Source organism: Nostoc sp. (assembly GCF_054880495.1).
Genome location: NZ_JBTYKD010000160.1, coordinates 1 through 20,292 on the forward strand (window position 1 = coordinate 1; position 20,292 = coordinate 20,292).

Here is a 20,292-nt window from a genome sequence, read left to right on the forward strand (position 1 = left end):
TAATACGCCGGATCAGTTTTTTCATGGACGACCATACCTATTCTCTCAGAAAGAGAATAATATAAGTTTCCCGTTTAGTCTGTTCTAGTAGATCATTAACCGATTCATGCCCGTAATATGGAGAGTAATGACTATCAGAGTGAACAAGCTTCCAATAGCTCTCAACTAAGAGCCTAGTTTGATGCTCAACAAAATGAGACTGAAGTTGCCTATCTATCTTCAAAAAATTATTATCAACAATCGGGTTGGGGAAGTACACCTGAACGCTGGCAATTTGCGCTAAAGCTGATTCCAAAAATTATTAAGCCACGCTAGGACATATCTTAACCGAAACGCCCGGAAATGTAGTCGCGGGTGCGGGGGTCTAATGGGTTATTAAAGATTTGCTCTGTAGCGCCAAATTCAACCATTTGACCAATCCGACTTTCATCGGTGCTGAAGAAAGCCGTAAAATCAGAGACGCGAGCGGCTTGCTGCATATTGTGGGTAACAATCGCAATTGTCAACTGAGACTTCAAACTATGGAGCAGTTCCTCAACTTTCATGGTAGCGATGGGATCAAGAGCCGAGCAAGGCTCATCCATCAGCAGAACTTTCGGCTTGACTGCTAAAGCACGGGCAATACATAATCTTTGTTGTTGACCACCAGAAAGCCCTAAACCCGATTTATCCAACTTATCTTTGACTTCATTCCAAAGAGCAGCACCTTTGAGGGCAGATTCGACAATTTCATCTAATTCTACTTTGGAATACCTGCCTGCTATCCTCATACCGTAGGCAACATTTTCGTAAATACTGAGGGGAAAAGGATTTGGTTTTTGAAACACCATACCAATTTGGCGGCGTAAGCGATTGATGTTGACACGAGGAGCATAAATATTCTGACCAAAAAATTCTACATCTCCTTCAACTTTCACAGGTCCTTCTAATTCGCTAATCCGATTCAGAATTTTGATAAAGGTAGATTTACCACAACCACTAGGGCCAATAATTGCGGTTACTTTATTCTGACAAATATCTATTGATACCCCTTCGATCGCCTTGATTGTGCCATAGTAAAAGCTGATATTTTTAACTTTGATAGCTGGAATTAGGTTATTCATACTTGCTTAAGGTGCGAAACAAAACAAAAATTTATTTTTAGTTTATTCTTCTCTGTCTAATAACTAAGCGAGAGAGAATACTGACACATAAAATTAAGCCAAGTAGAACTATAGAAGTAGTCCATACTAATTGGCTTTTTTCCGGATCGGGGTCGTTGTAGAGGTTAAAAATTAATACTGGTAAGGAAGCTGTTGGACTTAAGAATCCTTCTGACCAATCTAGACTAAATAAGGCAGTAAAAATTAAGGGTGCGGTTTCACCAGCCGCACGAGCTACAGCTAATAAAACGCCTGTAGTAATTCCGTGAATTGCAGCAGTTACAACGATGCGAAAAATAGTTTGGAAGCGAGTTCCGCCTAAAGCAGCGGAGGCAAGACGTTGAGATATGGGAATAAGTTTTAAAGATTCTTCTGTTGTCAGTATAATCACAGGTAGCATAATCACGGCTAAAGCAAAACCACCTGCGATCGCACTAAATCCTTTAGTTACCAAAACTATCACACCGTAAGCGAATACGCCTACAACAATTGAAGGCACGCCTGTTAGAATACTGCTGATAAAACGAACAAGCCCAGTAATTGGGTTGGTTTGACTAAATTCTGCCAAGAAAATTCCTGTCATTATCCCTGTGGGAATGCTCAATATACCACCAATTAATACCATGATTATGGTTCCCAGTATGGCATTGCCAAAGCCATTGTCAATCACTGCTTTGACAAACATATCTGATTTCAGTCCAGATATTCCCCGGACGAGAATTTCCCACAAAATTGATAATAAAGGAATCAGTGCTAAACCTGTCAAACCAAAGGCGATCGCATTCATTGCATAAGTAAATAGTACTCGCTCTGTTGGCAGAGGACTGCATAATTCTGTCGCCAATTCATCAGGTTCAGACTGGATGGAACCACTCATATTTTTTACAAATTTTGATTGATAAACGTCTTGCTACATTGAGATGGAAATATTTATGGCAACATTAAACTGAAATAGGATTATTTATTTTTCCTGCCAACCCACTTCACCAAGAGTACAGCGCCAATATTCACAGCTAGAGTTACGCCAAACAAAATTAATGCCAAATAGCTGAGAGCGCCTATATGCAATCCCGGTTCAGCTTCAGCAAATTCATTAGCTAATACAGAGGGAATTGTATAACCTGGATCGAGTAAAGAAGCACTGATTTGAGCCGAGTTACCAATCACCATAGTCACAGCCATTGTTTCGCCCAAAGCACGTCCTAAGGCTAGCATTGCTGCACTCACCATTCCAGAAAATCCTGCTGGTAGCAAGACTCGAAAAATTGTTTCCCAACGGGTGCCACCCAAAGCCATAGATGCGCTGCGTAATTCTTTAGGAATAGCCATTAAGACATCACGAGTAATTGCTGCCATTGTCGGCAAAATCATGATGGCTAGAATAATTCCAGCAGTCAACATATTAGTCCCAGAAGGGTCTTCTGTATTAAACAGTGGTATCCATTTAAAAGTGCTGCAGAGCAACTTTTGTAGAGGTTCTAGAACTGGAATAAAAACAAAAATTGCCCATAAACCAATGATGACACTGGGAATTGCTGCAATTAATTCAACAACAAATGCTAAGGTTGTTCGTAGTGATGAAGGTAAGAAATTTTCACTGGTGACTAAGGCTACTGCTATTCCCACTGGGACAGCGAATAAAATAGCGATCGCACTACTCACTAAACTTCCATAAATATAGGGTAATGCGCCAAAAATCTGATTACCTGTATCCCAATCTTGACCCCACAAAAACCCCAGTCCAAACTGCTTAATGGCTGGTAAAGCCTCGTGTGAAATTACCCAACTCATCACAAATAGCACTGCAACAGTAATCACAGCAAAAAAGTATACTAGCCGTGTAAAACCTTGGTCAAACCATAAATTTGTGCCGCCGATAGCTGTTAAATTTAAATTTTCATCGCCTAAATTTGAATTATCTGATGAATTTATCTCGGCTGGTTCAGATGAATTTGCCATTACAAATCAATAAAATAGATTTTTTTATTGCTAATAGAGTGAATTAACAACTCACTCTATTATTCAGAGGAAAGCATTCATCAGTGCTGAGTGAAATTCTAGCGTTTCTTAATCACATGAGATACATCATAGCCCCCTCCTCGCTTGCTCTTAGGGGGTTGGGGGTGGGGTTCTTCTACATCACAAGGTCTGATAACTGCTATATTGTTTATTACTCAGCACTCTTTCGATAAGATTGCAAATTAAGGCTTGACAGAGCTATTCACTGTCTGAAGTACCCGATTTACCACATCAGATGGAATTTTGGTGTAGTTGAGGTCATCGTTATATTGTTGCCCGTCTTTCAATACCCAATTGATCCATTTCTTGACAGCATCAGCTTTGGAAGCATTAGCATACTGTTTGTAAACCAACATCCAAGTAAGGCCTACAATTGGATAACCCTGTGCTGGTTCTCCTACGAAAACGCGGTAGTTTTCGGGGAAACTCACAGTTGATAAAGCTACATTTGCAGATTCTAAAGAAGGAGCAACAAATTCTCCTTTCTTATTTTGTACCAGTGCTGATTTCAGGTTATTTTGCACAGCGTAGCTATATTCTACATAACCAATAGAACCGGAAGTACGAGATACTAAGGCAGCTACGCCTGGATTGCCTTTACCTTTGAGGACGTTTGGCAGATTCCATTTGGGAGCAGTGTTAGTTCCAACTCTGCCTTTAAAATAACCACTGGTAGCACTCAAGTGATTGGTGAAAATGAAAGTTGTACCGCTACCATCAGCGCGAACAACAAATTTAATTGATTGATTTGGTAGATTTACGCCCGGATTATCAGCTTTAATTTTTTGGTCATCCCATTTGGTAATTTGACCTGAGAAAATTGCTGGTAGTGTAGCGCGGGACAATTTGAGATTATTAACGCCGGGAAGATTGTAAACAACAGAAACGGCACCGCCTGCTGTAGGTACTAAGATTACACCGTTCTTGACTTTAGCAATTTCATCATCTTTCATTGCAGCATCACTACCACCAAAGTCAACGGTTCCAGCGATGACTTGACGAATACCGCCGCCGCTACCAATTGCTTGGTAGTTAATTTTCAAGTCGGGATATTTCTTCTTCACTTCACGAGCATAGCGTTCGTAAAGTGGAGCCGGAAAAGTTGCTCCTGCACCATTGAGAGTTTCAGCTTGTGCGATCGCACCAAAAAATGGACTAAGTGCAACAGAAGTTGTCATCACTGAAATAGCAATGACACGATTCAATATTGTAGTCGAAAAAATCATATTACCTCTAATTAAAGGAATACTTTTATGCTGTAATTTCAGCCTGAAGATAACTTACATTTTTTATGGTTAACGATGAATAAATAAAGGATTAAGCCGGGGTTAAATCTTACTTTAAACATTTTACTATCTATTGATATTTGATTGACTATATTAGTTTGCTAAAAATATGCTGATAACAATCTTAAGCTTAATTTAAATAATTAAAAATTAAAAAATAACACAATTTCAAAATTGCAACTTCAGTACAAAATAGATAAAAAATCTGTGGGTAATCGGTGAGTCCCTGCAATTGAGTTGCAATCCTAAATCATTCGTTCTTAGGCTGTGCATCTACACAGAATCAGGATCTTGTTCCTCATAATATCACTCTCGTTATTCTTGAGAAAGATGTCTTTCGTGGCAAGCATAAACACTATAGCCATCAGCAAATTTAAGAGCTGCTGCGACTTTTTCTTGCTTAATTGATTCAGTTGATATTTGTATCGAGCGCCACTTCTCTCTATAGATAGGAAGCATTGCCTATTGTTCATCAGATAGTTCGCTAATGATGCGTTTTGGCATATTTCAGTGTAAGAATAGTAAGGAACGTGAATTAAATAAAATGCAAAACTTCATCTTGATCTAGCTTCCCTCTCCTTATAAAGGAGAGGGATTGAGGGTGAGGTAAGCCAAGGACACAAATTGTATGTTATTTAATTCTTATTCCTAAGGTTGCTTGAACGAAATATTTGTTACGTAGTCACCTTTAACCACCCAAAAATATTACCTACCGTCAACTGTAACCCCTGACAAAAGTCTGGCACTGGTAAAACAGACTCAATTTCCTCAAAAGGTAAAGGTTGTTGTCCAGCAGGATAAACAGCAATGAATCGCTCATCAGGGTCAATTAACCAACCCATTTGAGTCCTGTTATTCAGAGCGTGTAGGATTTTTTTTGTAACTTTTGTATGGCTTTGTTCAGGGGAGAGGATTTCGATTATCCAGTCAGGTGCTGCGGCGAATGTATTGGCAATATCACCATTTTCGTCTACAGGAAGCCTTGCCCAAGAGAATACAGCGACATCAGGAATTATAGAACGTCCTGCAAAAGTGCAACGTAATTCTGGAAAAGCCCAACCCATTTTTTGTACTTTGACAACAGAATTGATTGTGGGAAAGAGTTCTCCTTGAATAGTGCTATGTTTTCCTTGAGGCATAGGTTTTGGAATGATTTTACCGTCAATGTACTCGCAATACGGTTTAGTTTCTGGTAGTGTGAAAAACTCTTGTAGGGTCAATATTTTATTTGGTGTTTGTACCATGATTATCTTAGCTTCAACTTACTAATGATTTTTTTACATAGTTAAGCCCTCAGGACTTACGCAAACAATAACTGAAAAGAATGATTTTTAGGTAGGGGCAATTCATGTAGCTTTAGCTTCCCGCAGGGTATTGCCCCTACTGCGTGTAGTTTTACGTAAGTCCTAGTCCTAAGTGGTGAAGTCTTAACTGAAAAATATTTACTTTATTCTAAAATATTTTTTCAATTTACCAATCAGCCGCCATCTAAATTATTTGATGTTTGCTTGCGACTACAATACAGCACCAAAAGGACAAACAATCCCATTCCGACCAGATATTTAATCGGTTCAGGTACGCTAGGATTAGGAGAAAAAAAGCCTTCGATCGCACCAGCAATAATCAACATTGGTATAATCCCAAATACTAGCTGCACCGCTTGTGAACCGTACAATTTCAGTGCATCCCCACGACGATATTTACCAGGAAATAAAATTGCTCTTGCTAATAAAAATCCCGCACCTCCAGCAAAAAAGATCGCGGGTAATTCCAAAGAACCATGCCCAAACACAAAAGCCCAAAAAGGATAAGGCAGATTATTTTGACCCACCAAAGTACCAACAGCACCAATCAATAAGCCATTAAATACCATCAAATAAGTTGTATATGCTCCAGCCGTCATGCCACCAGCAACAGCCCCAAAACACACCGACAGGTTATTGATCATGATACTGCTGGATGCCAGAGGTTCAACGCCGACAATTGACCCCATCCACAATTTATGCTCATCTCGCACCTTGGTAATCAAACTTTCAGGTACTATCAAGGACATAAAGCTAGGATTTTGCCAGGAATACCACCAAGCCACTAGCGCCCCCAGTAGAAACAGCGCCGTTGCAGCAGCAATATATGCAAATGTTTTCTGGACTACAGATGGTAATCCCCATCGGTAAAATTCCAGAATTGCCTGCCATTCCTGTCGGCGCGAACCTTGGTAAATCTGCGTATAAGCACGAGTTGTTAAAGATTGTAAACTTTGGATCAAAGTATTGCCGATTTGTTGTGTGCGGGCACGAGCTAAATCAGCCGCCACTGAACGATACAAACTCGCTAACTCTCTAATTTCTGCTGCCCGTAAGGATTTTAACCCTTTTTTTTCTATCTGCCTTAATAGGGCATCCAGACGTTGCCAATTCGATTCTCGTCGTGCAATCCATCGTTGAATATTCATGAATTTTGGGAACACTGAGTTTAACTTAGCTTAAGATAGCCTCAAATTCATCTCCGTAGTTTCAAGGGAAATTTACTATTATGTCTGAAAACTTTGGATCTTCCAGTTCCATACAACCACTGAGTGTTGGGAATGTAGTGAGTGCTGCGGTACGATTGTATCGTTCTCATCTGAAGACTTATCTAAAACTGGCTTTAATTGCTCACTTGTGGGTTATAGTTCCAATCTACGGCTGGGCAAAATGTGCAGCCATCTCTGGACTAATTTCACGCTTGGCTTTTGGAGAATTAGTTTACCAACCTGAAAATGTCCAAACTGCCAATAGCCATATTAATCCACGTCTTTGGTCATTTTTAAGAGTTGCTTTCCAAGTAGGAATATCTATGCTTGTAATTTATTTGGGACTAGCGATCGCGGGTGGTATCGTGGGTGGCTTGCTGGGAGTAGTATTAGGAGGGATACTAGGTACTACAGGTGTTATAGTTGCAACTACATTGGCAATTATTGTAACGGTAGTTATTATGCTGTTGGGACTAACCTGGTTCTACTCGCGTTGGGTAGTAGCTGAAGTACCGCTAGCTGTTGAGGAAAATATCAACGGTGGCGAAAGTGTTGCCAGAAGTTGGGAGTTAACTAAAGCTTCAGTACTTCGCATTCAGGGGGTTGTTTTAGTTGCGTGTGTCGTTACATTTCCGTTAGTATTTGTATTTAACTATATACCCCAACTATTCCTCATAAAGCTTGAGCGAGGTTCTACTATCTACGGAATTGTATATGTTATTTCTTTGATCAGCGGCTTAGTAGGTGGAGTTTTTGTGATGCCATTCTGGCAAGCACTAAAAGCTGTTTTATATTTTGACTTGCGTAGTCGGCGCGAGGGTCTAGGTTTGCAATTACGAGAACCTCCCTTTCAGGATTTTCGTTAACTCAACACCTTAATTTAACTCTATTAATTTTGAATTAGTTAAAATATGCGCTTTTTTAATCGCATCACATTCCAGACTCCAGAAAGTGTAGAACTGGAATTTACTCTAGCTGGAATCGGCAATCGAGCTTTGGCACTGCTGATTGACTATACAATTTTGACTATAACCTTACTTGTGTTTTTCCTTGGCTGGACTCTCTTTTCGACGCAACTGTTCAATTTTTTTGAGGCTCGGAATTTAGGAATTTGGTTAATAGCAATTTTCTTCATTATCGCCTTTGCAATTTACATCGGTTATTTTGTATTTTTTGAAACCTTATGGTTTGGGCAAACCCCTGGTAAACGGGTTGCTAAAATTCGCGTAGTTCGAGATGATGGTAGACTCATCGGGCTACAACAAGCAACTCTACGTGCCTTACTGCGACCCTTTGATGAAACTTTGTTTATTGGCGCATTTTTAATTATGTTTGGCCGTCGAGAAAAGCGCTTTGGTGATTTGGCAGCTGGTACAATTGTGATTCAAGCCCAAGCACCGACTGCATCAGCAACATTAATAATTTCAGAAGAGGCTAAGGTACTTCATGAACAGTTAATCCAAATTACCGATTTATCACCATTGATGCCTGATGATTTTGGTGTGATTCGTGAGTATTTGCAGCGACGTGGTGCAATGTCGTTAAAAGCAAAAGCCTCATTATCTCTAAAGTTAGCCGAGCAAGTTTTAGCTATTATTAATTTAGAAAAGTTGCCAGAAGGTATTACACCTGATGTATTTTTAGAAGCTGTTTACCTCGGTTATCAACAACCGGAATTTTAAATGCGAATAAACTATAGCACTTTTCGTTTGTATGCAATAAACTTTCACCTCACTTCCATTCCTCTCTCCTAAAAGGAGAGAGGCTTTGAATCTTACTCCCCTTCCCTTGTAGGGAAGGGGCTGTTCTTGTTAGGTCTATATTAGACTCAACTGAGAACCGCTATATTAGCAAATCCAAATTTAATGTTGCTCAAATAATACGCGGATCATCTCAAAAATCTAAAATTGGCCAGTCTGGTTCACGATAATAGCGGGTCATGTCATTAAACTTCCGTAATTCGACGCGATGAATCAAAATTTCGGGCAAATCTAACAGCCATTGTTCATTCAATTGAGAAAGCATTGTGCTGAAACTTGTGCGGTCTAAGTCAGATGCAACCTCCCCAAAATAAGCTAATGTAACATGGGCTGTAAAGTGATAATGCTGCTCAATACCCAAAGCAATTAACTTGGGGTTTTGATAAATTGTTCGGCGAAATTTACTAATTTCCTCGTAGCAGCTTTCATCCTTGGGTACTAAACAAACGGCTACAGCTCTTGGCATCAGTATTAGTCCCAATATTTGCCATTTAATCGGATGACTCCTGTTTGTCATCAATTGTTGATATTGCTGAAACATTTCGGCTAAACAAGAGTGTAACTCCTCGTCAAATTTGGGATTTTTTTCGTAGGCATCAAGGTAAGCATTGTCCCAAATTAAATCCGCTAAAGTTAGATGGAAGCTAGCAGAAGGTACAGGTACAATCAAATTACGGTTTACAGGCAACTGTAAAAGTTCCTGTTGGTAAGTCTGTAATTTGGCATAGAAAGCAGAGTTTTGTGATTCTTCTTCTGCCGCAGGCGGGGTAATTAGCGTATAGCCAGGAAAGGCCGTTGCTTGTATTAACCCAGAATCTGGCTGAAATTTAGAAGATTCCTGAATATGCTGAACTTGCGATCTGTAGGCTTCTGGTAGCGTTAGTCGTGCTAACCGATTTAAGTAAGTTTGATAGTTGTCGTCCAATCTTTATAGCCTCACGCTCTCACTTGATAGATTTTAGGGAAAATTATCCCGATTAACAGAATGATTTCAAAAGTATTTAGTTTTTGGGAGTGGGGAGTTAGGAGTTAGGAGTTATAAATATTAACTCTTCACCAATGCCCAATGCCCAATGTCCAATGTCCCATGCCCCATGCCCCATGCCCCATGCCCAATGTCCAATGTCCCAGTAAGAGGTTTGTCTGTCTATGCCAATCTATGTTTACTGGGGTGAGGATGATTTTGCTATCGAAAAGGCGATCGCTATGCTGCGCGATCGCATCCTCGATCCCCAATGGATTAGTTTTAACTACTCTTCATTCCCCCCAGATCAAGCTGATGCTGCGATTCAGGGCTTAAATCAGGTGATGACACCCACTTTTGGCGCTGGTGGGCGCTTGGTATGGCTGATAAATACTACTCTGTTTCAGCACTGTCCAGAGAATGTATTAGCAGAATTGCTGCGATCGCTACCTGTCACCCCCGAAAACTCATTTTTATTGCTCACCAGCCGTAATAAGCCAGATGAACGCCTTAAATCCACGAAATTGTTAAAACAGTTTGCTACCGAGTTTCGAGAATTTCCGCTCATTCCCCCTTGGAAAACAGAATTGCTGGTGCAATCTGTTAATCAAGCAGCCCAGTCTGTGGGCATAAAACTGACTGCCAATACTGCCCAGTTGTTGGCAGAATCCGTAGGAAATGATACACGGCTTCTGTACAATGAGTTAGAGAAATTGCGGCTATATGCCCAAGGTAGCAATAAGCCTTTAGATATAGATACTGTTACGAAGTTAGTCAGAAATACTACTCAAAATAGCTTACAATTAGCAGCAGCAATCAGAACAGGAGATACAGCTAAAGCTTTGACAACCTTGGCGGATCTGATCAATGCTTCTGAGCCGGGATTACGGATAGTTGCCACACTGATTGGACAATTTCGCACCTGGCTATGGGTAAAGATTATGATCGAAAGTGGTGAGCGCAATCAACAAGCGATCGCTCAAGCTGCTGATATCGGTAATCCTAAACGGATCTACTTCTTACAACAAGAAATCAGGCTGCTTTCTGTGCAACAGTTAATCTCTTGCTTACCTCTACTACTGGAGTTGGAAGTCAGCCTCAAGCAAGGAGCATCAGAAATGTCAACACTCCAGACTAAAATAATCGAACTTTGTCAAGTATGTCGAGGCAATTCACAATCAAATATAAAAGCTTGATGTTGTATTGAGTAGTTGCTGGAACTTCCAACTCCGAAAATAATTCAAAGTTCTTATAAATATCCTGATGTAGTTTTGTGTCACACACTATATGAAGAAAATTTCCGATTTATTTTCCCGACATAGCCGAAAGCGAATCCTTTCCCAATCATTCTTTTTGGGCGCGCTCGCTACTGCGGGTGTGATTTTAAACGCTTTTTCATTGAGTTTAAAAGTTGATGCTCAAACTCCACTACCAATAGTTAACAATACTGAAATCGACAGTTACGCTCAAGCCGTGCTAGCAATGGAGCCAGCACGTCAAAATGCCTTTGAAGAAATTAAAAAACTTATTGGCAATGGAGAAATTCCCAAGATTGTTTGTAACGATTCTAACAGCTTCAATGGTCTTCCAAAGAAAGCTCAAGATATTGCAGTCAATTACTGTACTCGCGCTCAAAAAATTGTCGCAGATAATGGTTTGAGCTTTGATCAGTTCAACAAAATTACTCTAGAACTACAAAATAACAATATGTTAAAACGGCAGGTTTACGATAGCCTATTACGTCTGCAACAAACTCCTGAGTCCCGGTAGTTAAAACATCGCCCCAATACACAATGATTATTCATAATTGAAATAAAAATATCCGAGGGCATGGCGCGGAAGTTCCCATCTTCTGGTGCGTCCGCGACGCGAACAAGGTACTTTTAAGATGGGGATTGTGAGCGCGGGATGTTCGCGTTGGCGGAGCCTCTCGTAGAGAAGCGTCACGAAGTGAGGATTGCATTTGAAATTGATTTTTTATTTTGTAAAAACAAATTGCAGATGTATGACGAATCCCCAATAGTTCCCCTAATTCTGGTGGTTGCGATCGCAATCAGGACGATCGCAAACACTGATACTGCAAACGCCAGATCGTATTGCCCTGCTCGTTGAACTTCAACAATTACCCACCCCAATATAAAAGATAGTGCGATCGCGGCAATTAATAAGCCGCCGTAGGTAAGGTAAACCACATCTATTTTGCATAATCTGAAATTGTACATTTATTGTGGGGTGGGCGTCTCGCCCGCCCAAGATATGTAAGTTAAATGTGGAACAGCTTATCACTTGTAACTACCTACATTAACCCCGTGCATATTTTTTGTTGCACAGTTATAGAGTAATAGATAAGCCAGCTTTGGGAGTATTTCAGAATTGCAGGCTACGTTGCTTACCATCATCTTGGAAACGTTGCTCTCCAACACCAACAAGTTCTACAATCACTTCACGCGGTGGAGGTGTCCATTCTCCCATTCTCGCTCCAATTTCAACTACTGTTTGATTTTTATCAGTAAATACGCTGATATTTACTAGCGAAAAGTTTTTATCTTGATACTCGTTTGTGTGTCCATCATCTTCAAATAGCTGATATTCGTTATTACCACGCCAAATCCGTAATCGAATCTCGTCGAGCGGGGCTTGATCAACGTATTGCCTGACAGGTTGCATAGGAACGATCGCACCACTACGGACATACAGTGGCATTCTTTCCAATGGTGCATGAGCCAGAATATGAATCGGGCCTTCATAGCGATCGCCACTCCACCAATCATACCAAGTGCCAAGGGGTAAATAGACAGATCGATGCTCAACTCCAGGGCGGTAAATTGGTGCAGCCATCAGCGACGCACCTAGTAATACTTGATCGTAGAGAGTGTAAGTTTTCGGATCGTTGGGGAAATGGTATAATAATGGTCTTAAAATCGGTGCGCCCGTTGTTGCCGCTTCCCAAAAAAGATTATAAATGTAGGGAAGTAGTTGATAACGTAGGTTAATATATTCTCGACAGATATTTTCAACGCGATCGCCAAATGCCCAAGGTTCATGAGGAGCAGTAGACATTGCCGAATGGCCGCGCATCAACGGGTAAAGCATTGCTACCTGCATCCAGCGAGCAAATAATTCAGCTGTGGCGTTACCAGCAAACCCGCCAATATCGCAACCCACAAACCCCACACCCGAAAGTCCCATATTGCAAAGCATCGGCAGAGACATTTCTAAATGCTCCCATAACGATTGGTTATCTCCCATCCACACAGAAGACCAGCGTTGCACACCAGCATAACCTGATCGCGTTAACACAAACGATCGCTCTGAGCCTCGATGCCATTGCAACCCTTCATAACAAGCTTTAGCCATCATCAACCCATACAAATTATGCACTTCTCTATGAGTCGCATCAATTTTAGATTTTGGATTTTGGATTTTGGATTTTGAATTATCCTCATTTCCCCCCTGCGGTGCATCTAGGGGAAACCAAATCTTTTCACCATCATCGCCGAAAGGGCGATCGTTTATGGCAGGTTCATTCATATCATTCCAAATTCCTGCCACACCAATATCAGTTAAGCTTTTGTGTAAATCAGCCCACCAAACACCCACATCAGGACGCAAAAAGTCAGGAAAAACAGCTTTCTCAGGCCACACATAACCGTGGAACAACGCACCATCAGCTTTACGCACAAAATAGTCGTTTTCTATTCCTTGGTCAAAAACATCATAATTGGCTTCTGGTTCATACTTCACACCAGGATCAATGATAGTGACTGTTTTGAAACCATTTTCTGCTAAATCACTAATAAGTTTTGCCGGGTTGGGGAAGCGTTGAGGACTCCAAGTAAACACCCGATAACCCCGCATATAGTCAATATCGAGGTGAATAACATCGCAGGGAATGCGGCGCTGACGAAATTCCTTTGCTAGTTCCCGCACAACAATTTCTGATTCGTAACTCCACCGACATTGATGATAACCTAGCGCCCATTTCGGCGGTAATGGCATTTTCCCAGTTAGCTGAGTGTAAGTCTCCAGGATTTGGGCAGGTTCGGGACCATAGATAATGTAATAATCTAATTCATCGCCGCGAGTTTCCATCTTCCAAACCCCCGGTTGTTCAGCACCGATATCGAACTGACTCCAAAAAGTGGTATTGAAAAAGATGCCATAGCTTACCTCTGGGCGCAAAGCCATAAAAAATGGAATTGCTTGGTACATTTCATCACTCAGTGCATCATAATCTAAGGCATCCGTTGTCCAGTTGGTTTTTACCTGGCTGAGTTTATCTAGAAAGCCTGTGCGTTCACCAAAGCCATAGAAATGTTCATCGGCTGCAATTTCCTTCCACCCCGCAACTGCGCCCATCCGCCAAGCCATCCCCATCTCTGCATCTTGGGCAAAAGGACGATTAGCTTTGTCAAAACAGGCGATGCGGCACTTTTCTCGCTGAACACATACACGAATCTGTGCTGTTTCAACTTCTACCGTTGCTTCAGTTTCTCGCACCGCAAAAGGTGTTATTGCCCATTCTGCATCATCCAGTGTCACTGCCCAAGAACGGCGAGGCATAAATTCCCCAGTTGGTGCAAAACGCACGCGGATTAAATTAGGAGCAAGTACGCTAATCGTTAGGCGTGAGTCGCCACAGTCAAAATTAATAATATTATTGTCCCAGGTTACAGCTTTTACATTGCTAACACTTGTCCAAGCTTGGTTAGTAGTGGGTAGTTTTCCGAAATATTGCGGCATATCACTTATTAAGCAGTTAACACTTGTCAGCATTCATGATTACAGAGATACTCAGCCTAAAACTCTTTCTTTCGCTAGAAGTTGGGTGAAAGATTAGCAGATATTTTTTAGCAAGAGTGGTTCTGGTAATGCACAAGCTGTCGTTACCAGGTAGAGTCGATGGCTGGTATTACCCAGCGCACCTCTCTGTTAGAACCGGACGTGCGGGTTTCCCTGCATCCGGCTCCCGATATTATTAAGGGATAACCCTTTTGCTCATGTGGATATAGTCGTGACAGGACTCATGTATAGCAATCAGATTTTTTACTTTCCGGTTGTTATGATTCCCGTCGATGTGATGTAGGTGTATTTGTTCTTCACTTGTACACTTCATACCACAGTGACCACACGTATGGTTTTGACGTTTTAATGCCTTAGAGGTTTCACCGTCGTATACCTTGCAGTAATTACACCGCATCCTACCCGAATCAAAGGGGTTCCGTATCTCGCCTTACCTACCTGGGGTTCGACTTCCCCAAGACCTTTGATTCGTTTTTATTCGTTCCCTCAAAGTGATTGATTGTTCCGTTAGGTAGTGCCACTTTAACCATCAGACCCCCAAGCTCTTACCGCTATGTTGGCAGAATGCGGCGGGGTTTTTGCTCTGATGTAGTCGGGAATTTAGAGATATGTCCCGCTTCAGACTGGGTTACTTTTATAGGCATCTGTTTTACCATAGGAACTCCCTATTAGCGCCAGTGTCCACCCATAACGGTAGTCTGATTGCGCCCTGTTAAGAGCTTCACTCTACAAGAATCGAGCTTGTTCGGTGTGGGCAGATAAGGAGTCAAGCATGAGCCTTGCTGGTAGGACTTTCACCTACATCATTTTGAGAGTTCAACCCCTTTTTGGTGCAGTAATCTGCTGCTGGGTTGGGCTAGTTATGTACGGATTGATTACCGTGATTCATTAGCCAACGAATCGCACTACCAAGTTCTGTCGTTATGAACGCACAAGCTGTCGTTACCACACTAAGGAAATATTAAATAATAAATTATCTGATGCATAGTAATTAATCCAAATAAAGAAATACCGTTTTCAATTAATCCAAATTTTCCTTTCCAAAGTAGCAACCAAATTGCAAAGACCACGGGTAAAGCAAACCACTGGAAACTAATGCTTGTTACTAGTTGCAGGGCAATACAAACACCGCCAATTTCGGCTGCTAAAACCAGAAAATCAACAACAATTTCTGCAACTAGTGCAATGATATAAAAATTGTATGTTTGCTAACGGCTGCTAAACGTCTAGATATTTTCACCAGAAAAATTACAGAAATTGTCCCTAAAACAATCGCCCAGATTAGTTGAAAGCCCTAAATAGATCCAGCTTCCCCAGCAGTAGCGATTAGTAATATTGTATATCTCTCTAGCAAAAGATTTTATTAAATTGGGTGAAACCAGGAGATGTTGATTCCGTTGAAAAAGCTGCTCCCGGTAGAGGTACAGTGGTGCACTGTCGTTTAACAAAAGTCGCAGCTTACCGAGAGCAAAACGGCACACTGCACGAATATTCTGCAATCTGTACTCACCTCAACTGTATCGTCGCCTAGAATTCCTCAGAAAAGACCTGAAATTGCCCGTGTCACGGTTCGCAGTTTAATAACGCAGAGAGAGGTAATCAACAGCCCAGTGATTAATGGGGTAACATCAGTGGAAAACAAGTAAAAAGTGAAGACTATAGCTTTAGCTGCTCGAAATAACTACTTGAATTTCCATATCTTGAGACCCGTGAGAGGTCAAATATTCACAAATATTTTGTTGAGTTGTCAATCTCGTAAATATACGGGAACTTCTTGTTCTAGGTTATGGTCACTTTGTATCACCTTAAACAGTAATCTGGCTTCCACTGTAACTGATCAAGCTCCGCCGTAACCCAACCCAGGTATTGCAGCCCTCTATGTCCAATTTAACTGTCCTTAACTCTTCGGCAAGCCGCCGTTCGCATTCTAAAGGTGCGTATAGTTCCTGTCATCCGTTACCAGCTTCTGCTAAATTGTCATTATATATACAACAATTACACTTTGTTAATCAGATTAACGCAGACTTAAAACAGTTTAAAATCCCGAAAATGGATGTTTGCTCATAGAAAAATTTTGCCGTAATCAACCAAAGATTACCATAATTCTTTATATCTCAACTAAAAGTTGATGAAAGCTATATCAAACGAGACCTGACGCATTTTTGCAACCAAAACCCTCTATACTAGATTAGAATTTGATAAATTTGAGAGTTTTGTTAATTGCAACACCAAAAACTATTAATTTTTAGATGAAATACTATCGTATTTTATGGTCTATAGTTTTTAAGGTTTAGTCAAAACTATATCCAGTATCATCAAAAAACTGCCAACTTCATGTGGTGCAAAAATCAAGTGGGGAGTGAAAACATGAATTTACGTAGAGATGCATTGCAAATCCTCAAAGAAACTAGTCGAACTTTTTATATCCCAATCAGTCTTTTACCGCCAGGATTGCAAGAAGCAGTAGCATCAGCATATTTGTGTATGCGTGCCATTGATCAAATTGAAGATCATCCTAAACTAGATAACGCTACCAAAGCAAAGCTGTTAAGAGCGATTAGCATGACGTTACAGACAGGAGTTGATGGCTTCGCGGTAGATGCTTTCTTTGCAGCATTTACCGGGTATGAGAATACCTTAGAAGAAGTTACTGTGAGCATTAGAGAATGGTCGCTGCTAGCACCAGAGACCATTGCACCTCGAATTTGGGATGCCACTGCTGCAATGGCAGACCGGATGGCTTACTGGGCAGAAAATAACTGGAAAATTTACACAGAATCCGATTTGGATCGTTATACCTTTGGGGTTGCAGGTGCAGTGGGATTGTTACTATCGGACTTATGGACTTGGTATGATGGAACCCAAACTAATCGGACCCAGGCAATTGGGTTTGGTCGGGGTTTACAAGCAATTAATATCCTGCGTAACCATACTGAAGATTTAGGGCGTGGGGTAGACTTTTTCCCAGAGGGTTGGAGTGCAGCAAATATGCAAGAGTATGCGCGGCGCAATCTAGTCCTGGCAGAAGCTTACACCAAAGACCTTCCTACTGGACCTGCCTTAGATTTTTGCCAAATTCCCTTAACCTTGGCTAATGGCACTCTTGACGCTCTTGCTAATGGGAAAGAGAAACTCAGCCGCAGTGATGTTGTGGCACTTATCGAACAGCTGATTAGTGTGAACATGAAAGCCAGCTAATAGTCTCTTAAGGACTAATGGAGATAATTCTAAATTGCCTCCAAATTTATTTGGGTATCCAAAATCCTACAGCGATTTTCTGTAGGAGAGCCAGTTGCTCTACTTAGGGAAACCTCAAGTAGAGCAACTGGCGTTGGGCACTGCCCTCGAATACTTTTACATACCAATTCTCCAAAATAAGACTACATAGGACTTACGCAAAACTACACGCGCTAGGGGCAATTCATCAATCATTGGTGTCAACTTAAGAAAAAATCTGCTTTGAGAAGACGTTTTGCCCTCATCCCCTAACCCCTTCTCCCAAGTTGGGAGAAGGGGGAACTAGAATAATTTGCTCCCCTCTCCCAAAATTGAGAGAGGGGCTGGGGGTGAGGGTCAAACCTCGGTTAAGAGAGCGTCATTACGAATTACGAATTGGTATAAAGTAGGCTAAATACTACTTAATAATGTAAGTATAATAAATCATCTCGTTATGGCGATCGCTTTACATAATCTCAGTTAAACTTTATAAAATCTTCAAAAGATTTCCAGCAAAAATTACCTTGCAAGAGTTGATTAATATTTAAATAATTGAAAAAGAGTATAACAGAAACAGAGTATAACATTCCCGGTGATTATTCGTGCAGCGAGTTGAGAGTGCATGAGCTACTGCTTAAATCCTATCTGTCCCAATCCCGAAAATTTGGTAAATAGCCAAAGGTGTCAGTCTTGTGGCTCCCAACTACTATTGCGCGATCGCTATCAGGTGATCAAACCATTAGGTCAGGGTGGCTTTGGAGCAACCTTCTTAGCCAATGATCAAGGCTTACCCGGAGAACCGAGTTGCGTAATCAAGCAATTACGCCCATCAGGAAGCGCCCCACACGTTTTAAAGATGGCTAGAGAACTCTTTGAGCGAGAAGCCAAAACTCTAGGCAAGATTGGCAATCATCCCCAAGTACCAAGATTGTTAGACTATTTTGAAGATCATGAACAATTCTACTTAGTTCAAGAATACATCAGTGGTGATACCTTGCAGGAGGAGGTCAAACTTAACGGTATCTTGAGCGAAAATGGAGTCAAGCAATTTTTGAGCGAGACTCTGCCACTGCTGCAATACATCCATGAGCAAAAGGTGATTCACCGTGATATCAAGCCATCCAACTTAATTCGCCGCACTCAAGATGCCAGAATGGTACTCATCGACTTTGGTGCCGTCAAAGACCAAGTAAGCCAAGCTGCGGCAAGTCAATCAGGACAGACAGCATTAACTGCCTATGCCATTGGTACTCCTGGTTTTGCACCTCCAGAGCAAATGGCTATGCGTCCAGTTTACGCCAGTGATATCTATGCACTGGGGGTAACATGCATTTATTTATTGACTACCAAAACTCCTAAAGATTTAGATTACAATCCCAAAACTGGCGAGATGATGTGGGAACAGCTTGTGCAAGTGAGTGACCACTTGAGCAAGGTATTGCGAAAAATGTTAGAGGTGTCTGTACGTAATCGCTATCAATCAGCAGCAGAAGTTCTTAGAGCATTGGAAATAGAACCATATTTAGATAGTTTAGCAAAAGGTTTACTGACTAAATCTGATAGTGGATCTAAAGAGCGAACACACAACCACCGGGAAAATTCTGCTGTTTTATCTAACAACCCTTCTAGTGGTGTTACCAGTCTAGGAGTGGCACATGTAGCGGCAGCAATTCGCGCTAGACGAGCCAAGGCAGCGGAAGTGGCCGGATTACAGCAGGGTTCTGGGATGAGCAAATCAACAATTTTAGCTAACAGCAACAGCAATGGTTCCCAAGTTCAAAATTCTAAAATTCAGAGGAAGTTAGATACCCAAGGTTTATTAACAGCCTATCTGAAAGGAAGACGGGATTTTGCCCTACACAATTTAAATTTGCTGAACCTGCAAGGTGCTGACTTATCGCAAACAAATTTCCATTCCGCTCAATTGCAAAAAACCAATCTCCAGGGAGCTAATCTCCAAAATAGTGACTTTGGCAGAGCCAGTCTGACTCGAGCAAATCTCAAGGATGCTAATTTAACCAAAGCATACTTTAACCATGCTGATTTAGAAGGGGCAGACCTGCGAGGTGCAGACCTTAGCAATGCTTATCTCAGCAATGCTAACCTGCGAGGAGCTAATCTGTGTGGTGCTAATCTCACCAGTGCCAAAATTTCTGATGAGCAGCTAGCGCTAGCAAAAACAAATTGGATGACCATCCGCCCCAATGGTAAACGAGGCTTGTTGTAAGTTGAAAGTTGGGATTTCGGAGCTATGCTATTCAACATATTGATTTCAACAGTACAATTGGCTCGTTTGTAAATGGCGATCGCATCCGTCTAGGCAATCATTCGTGACAAGTTAAAGCTAAAATTTATCACAACTTCAGTTTAAAACCGAAATCAGAAATTTTAGACCACTTTTTTAGCAGACAAATACTATACAATCCCAGCTAAAAAATTGAAAATTATCTGATTCCAACGAAAAAAGCCATAAAAATGATTGCTCGTCATATAGAAGCAATCATTTTTATGGCTTGCTGTAACTCATCAATACCTTGGAAAAGGTGGGTTAACTGTCTTTGTAACCCACTACAGATTAAAAGTTGCAGAT

At 41.2% G+C, this 20,292-nt stretch carries 17 protein-coding genes and 1 pseudogene; 7 read left to right on the forward strand and 11 right to left on the reverse strand.

The features are described 5' to 3' along the window. Nucleotides 1-323: 323 nt before the first annotated feature. The 7 genes from pstB to ACYTXL_RS15890 all read right to left on the reverse strand — a co-directional run bounded on the left by pstB (nt 324) and on the right by ACYTXL_RS15890 (nt 6,899). Nucleotides 324-1,103, reverse strand: a complete 780-nt coding sequence (pstB, locus tag ACYTXL_RS15860) for a phosphate ABC transporter ATP-binding protein PstB (RefSeq protein WP_461925570.1) — start codon at nt 1,101-1,103, stop codon at nt 324-326. A 37-nt stretch (nt 1,104-1,140) separates the two neighbouring features. Then, nucleotides 1,141-2,019: a phosphate ABC transporter permease PstA gene (gene pstA, locus ACYTXL_RS15865; RefSeq protein ID WP_461925571.1), complete on the reverse strand. Its 879-nt coding sequence runs from the start codon at nt 2,017-2,019 to the stop codon at nt 1,141-1,143. An 80-nt stretch (nt 2,020-2,099) separates the two neighbouring features. Continuing rightward, nucleotides 2,100-3,101: a phosphate ABC transporter permease subunit PstC gene (gene pstC, locus ACYTXL_RS15870; RefSeq protein ID WP_461925572.1), complete on the reverse strand. Its 1,002-nt coding sequence runs from the start codon at nt 3,099-3,101 to the stop codon at nt 2,100-2,102. Nucleotides 3,102-3,343: 242 nt separating this feature from the next. Next, a complete protein-coding gene (gene pstS / locus ACYTXL_RS15875) occupies nt 3,344-4,387 on the reverse strand; it encodes a phosphate ABC transporter substrate-binding protein PstS (protein WP_461925573.1) in 1,044 nt (347 codons plus the stop codon). Between the two features lie 375 nt (nt 4,388-4,762). Then, on the reverse strand, nt 4,763-4,906 hold the full coding sequence (locus ACYTXL_RS15880) for a hypothetical protein (protein ID WP_461925574.1): 144 nt from the start codon (nt 4,904-4,906) through the stop codon (nt 4,763-4,765). Between the two features lie 215 nt (nt 4,907-5,121). Beyond that, a complete protein-coding gene (locus ACYTXL_RS15885; protein ID WP_461925575.1) occupies nt 5,122-5,691 on the reverse strand; it encodes a Uma2 family endonuclease in 570 nt (189 codons plus the stop codon). 233 nt (nt 5,692-5,924) lie between these two features. Beyond that, a complete protein-coding gene (locus ACYTXL_RS15890; RefSeq protein ID WP_461925576.1) occupies nt 5,925-6,899 on the reverse strand; it encodes a stage II sporulation protein M in 975 nt (324 codons plus the stop codon). 80 nt (nt 6,900-6,979) lie between these two features. Between ACYTXL_RS15890 and ACYTXL_RS15895 the strand changes: the two genes are divergently transcribed. Together ACYTXL_RS15895 and ACYTXL_RS15900 are read left to right on the forward strand one after the other, a co-directional pair. Next, nucleotides 6,980-7,825: a hypothetical protein gene (locus tag ACYTXL_RS15895; protein WP_461925577.1), complete on the forward strand. Its 846-nt coding sequence runs from the start codon at nt 6,980-6,982 to the stop codon at nt 7,823-7,825. Nucleotides 7,826-7,870: 45 nt separating this feature from the next. Then, nucleotides 7,871-8,641 carry an RDD family protein gene (locus tag ACYTXL_RS15900; protein WP_461925578.1) on the forward strand — a complete coding sequence of 257 codons (771 nt, stop codon included), beginning with the start codon at nt 7,871-7,873 and terminating at the stop codon, nt 8,639-8,641. A gap of 211 nt (nt 8,642-8,852) precedes the next feature. Here the strand turns inward: ACYTXL_RS15900 and ACYTXL_RS15905 are convergent, their stop codons facing one another. Next, the gene (locus ACYTXL_RS15905; RefSeq protein ID WP_461925579.1) at nt 8,853-9,644 is read right to left on the reverse strand and encodes a DUF1868 domain-containing protein; all 792 of its coding nucleotides are present in this window, start codon (nt 9,642-9,644) and stop codon (nt 8,853-8,855) included. Nucleotides 9,645-9,868: 224 nt separating this feature from the next. On the opposite strand from ACYTXL_RS15905, the gene holA reads away from it, so the two are divergent. Further along, nucleotides 9,869-10,879, forward strand: coding sequence for a DNA polymerase III subunit delta (gene holA, locus ACYTXL_RS15910; RefSeq protein ID WP_461925580.1), 1,011 nt, complete (start codon nt 9,869-9,871; stop codon nt 10,877-10,879). A gap of 91 nt (nt 10,880-10,970) precedes the next feature. Beyond that, nucleotides 10,971-11,453 (forward strand): DUF4168 domain-containing protein, encoded by a 483-nt coding sequence (locus tag ACYTXL_RS15915; RefSeq protein ID WP_461925581.1) that lies wholly within the window; start codon nt 10,971-10,973, stop codon nt 11,451-11,453. A 173-nt stretch (nt 11,454-11,626) separates the two neighbouring features. On the opposite strand, the gene ACYTXL_RS15920 is transcribed toward ACYTXL_RS15915, so the two are convergent. From ACYTXL_RS15920 to ACYTXL_RS15930, 3 genes and pseudogenes are all read right to left on the reverse strand, one after another. Continuing rightward, nucleotides 11,627-11,905, reverse strand: coding sequence for a hypothetical protein (locus tag ACYTXL_RS15920; protein WP_461925582.1), 279 nt, complete (start codon nt 11,903-11,905; stop codon nt 11,627-11,629). A 145-nt stretch (nt 11,906-12,050) separates the two neighbouring features. Next, on the reverse strand, nt 12,051-14,426 hold the full coding sequence (locus ACYTXL_RS15925) for a glycoside hydrolase family 31 protein (RefSeq protein ID WP_461925583.1): 2,376 nt from the start codon (nt 14,424-14,426) through the stop codon (nt 12,051-12,053). Nucleotides 14,427-14,661: 235 nt separating this feature from the next. Beyond that, nucleotides 14,662-14,865: pseudogene (locus ACYTXL_RS15930) on the reverse strand (HNH endonuclease); the annotation flags it as partial. 993 nt (nt 14,866-15,858) lie between these two features. On the opposite strand from ACYTXL_RS15930, the gene ACYTXL_RS15935 reads away from it, so the two are divergent. The 3 genes from ACYTXL_RS15935 to ACYTXL_RS15945 all read left to right on the forward strand — a co-directional run bounded on the left by ACYTXL_RS15935 (nt 15,859) and on the right by ACYTXL_RS15945 (nt 19,929). Continuing rightward, on the forward strand, nt 15,859-16,017 hold the full coding sequence (locus tag ACYTXL_RS15935) for a Rieske (2Fe-2S) protein (RefSeq protein ID WP_461925584.1): 159 nt from the start codon (nt 15,859-15,861) through the stop codon (nt 16,015-16,017). An 836-nt stretch (nt 16,018-16,853) separates the two neighbouring features. After that, nucleotides 16,854-17,684 (forward strand): squalene/phytoene synthase family protein, encoded by an 831-nt coding sequence (locus ACYTXL_RS15940; RefSeq protein ID WP_461925585.1) that lies wholly within the window; start codon nt 16,854-16,856, stop codon nt 17,682-17,684. Nucleotides 17,685-18,324: 640 nt separating this feature from the next. Further along, the gene (locus tag ACYTXL_RS15945) at nt 18,325-19,929 is read left to right on the forward strand and encodes a protein kinase domain-containing protein (protein ID WP_461925586.1); all 1,605 of its coding nucleotides are present in this window, start codon (nt 18,325-18,327) and stop codon (nt 19,927-19,929) included. The last annotated feature ends 363 nt before the right edge of the window (nt 19,930-20,292 follow it).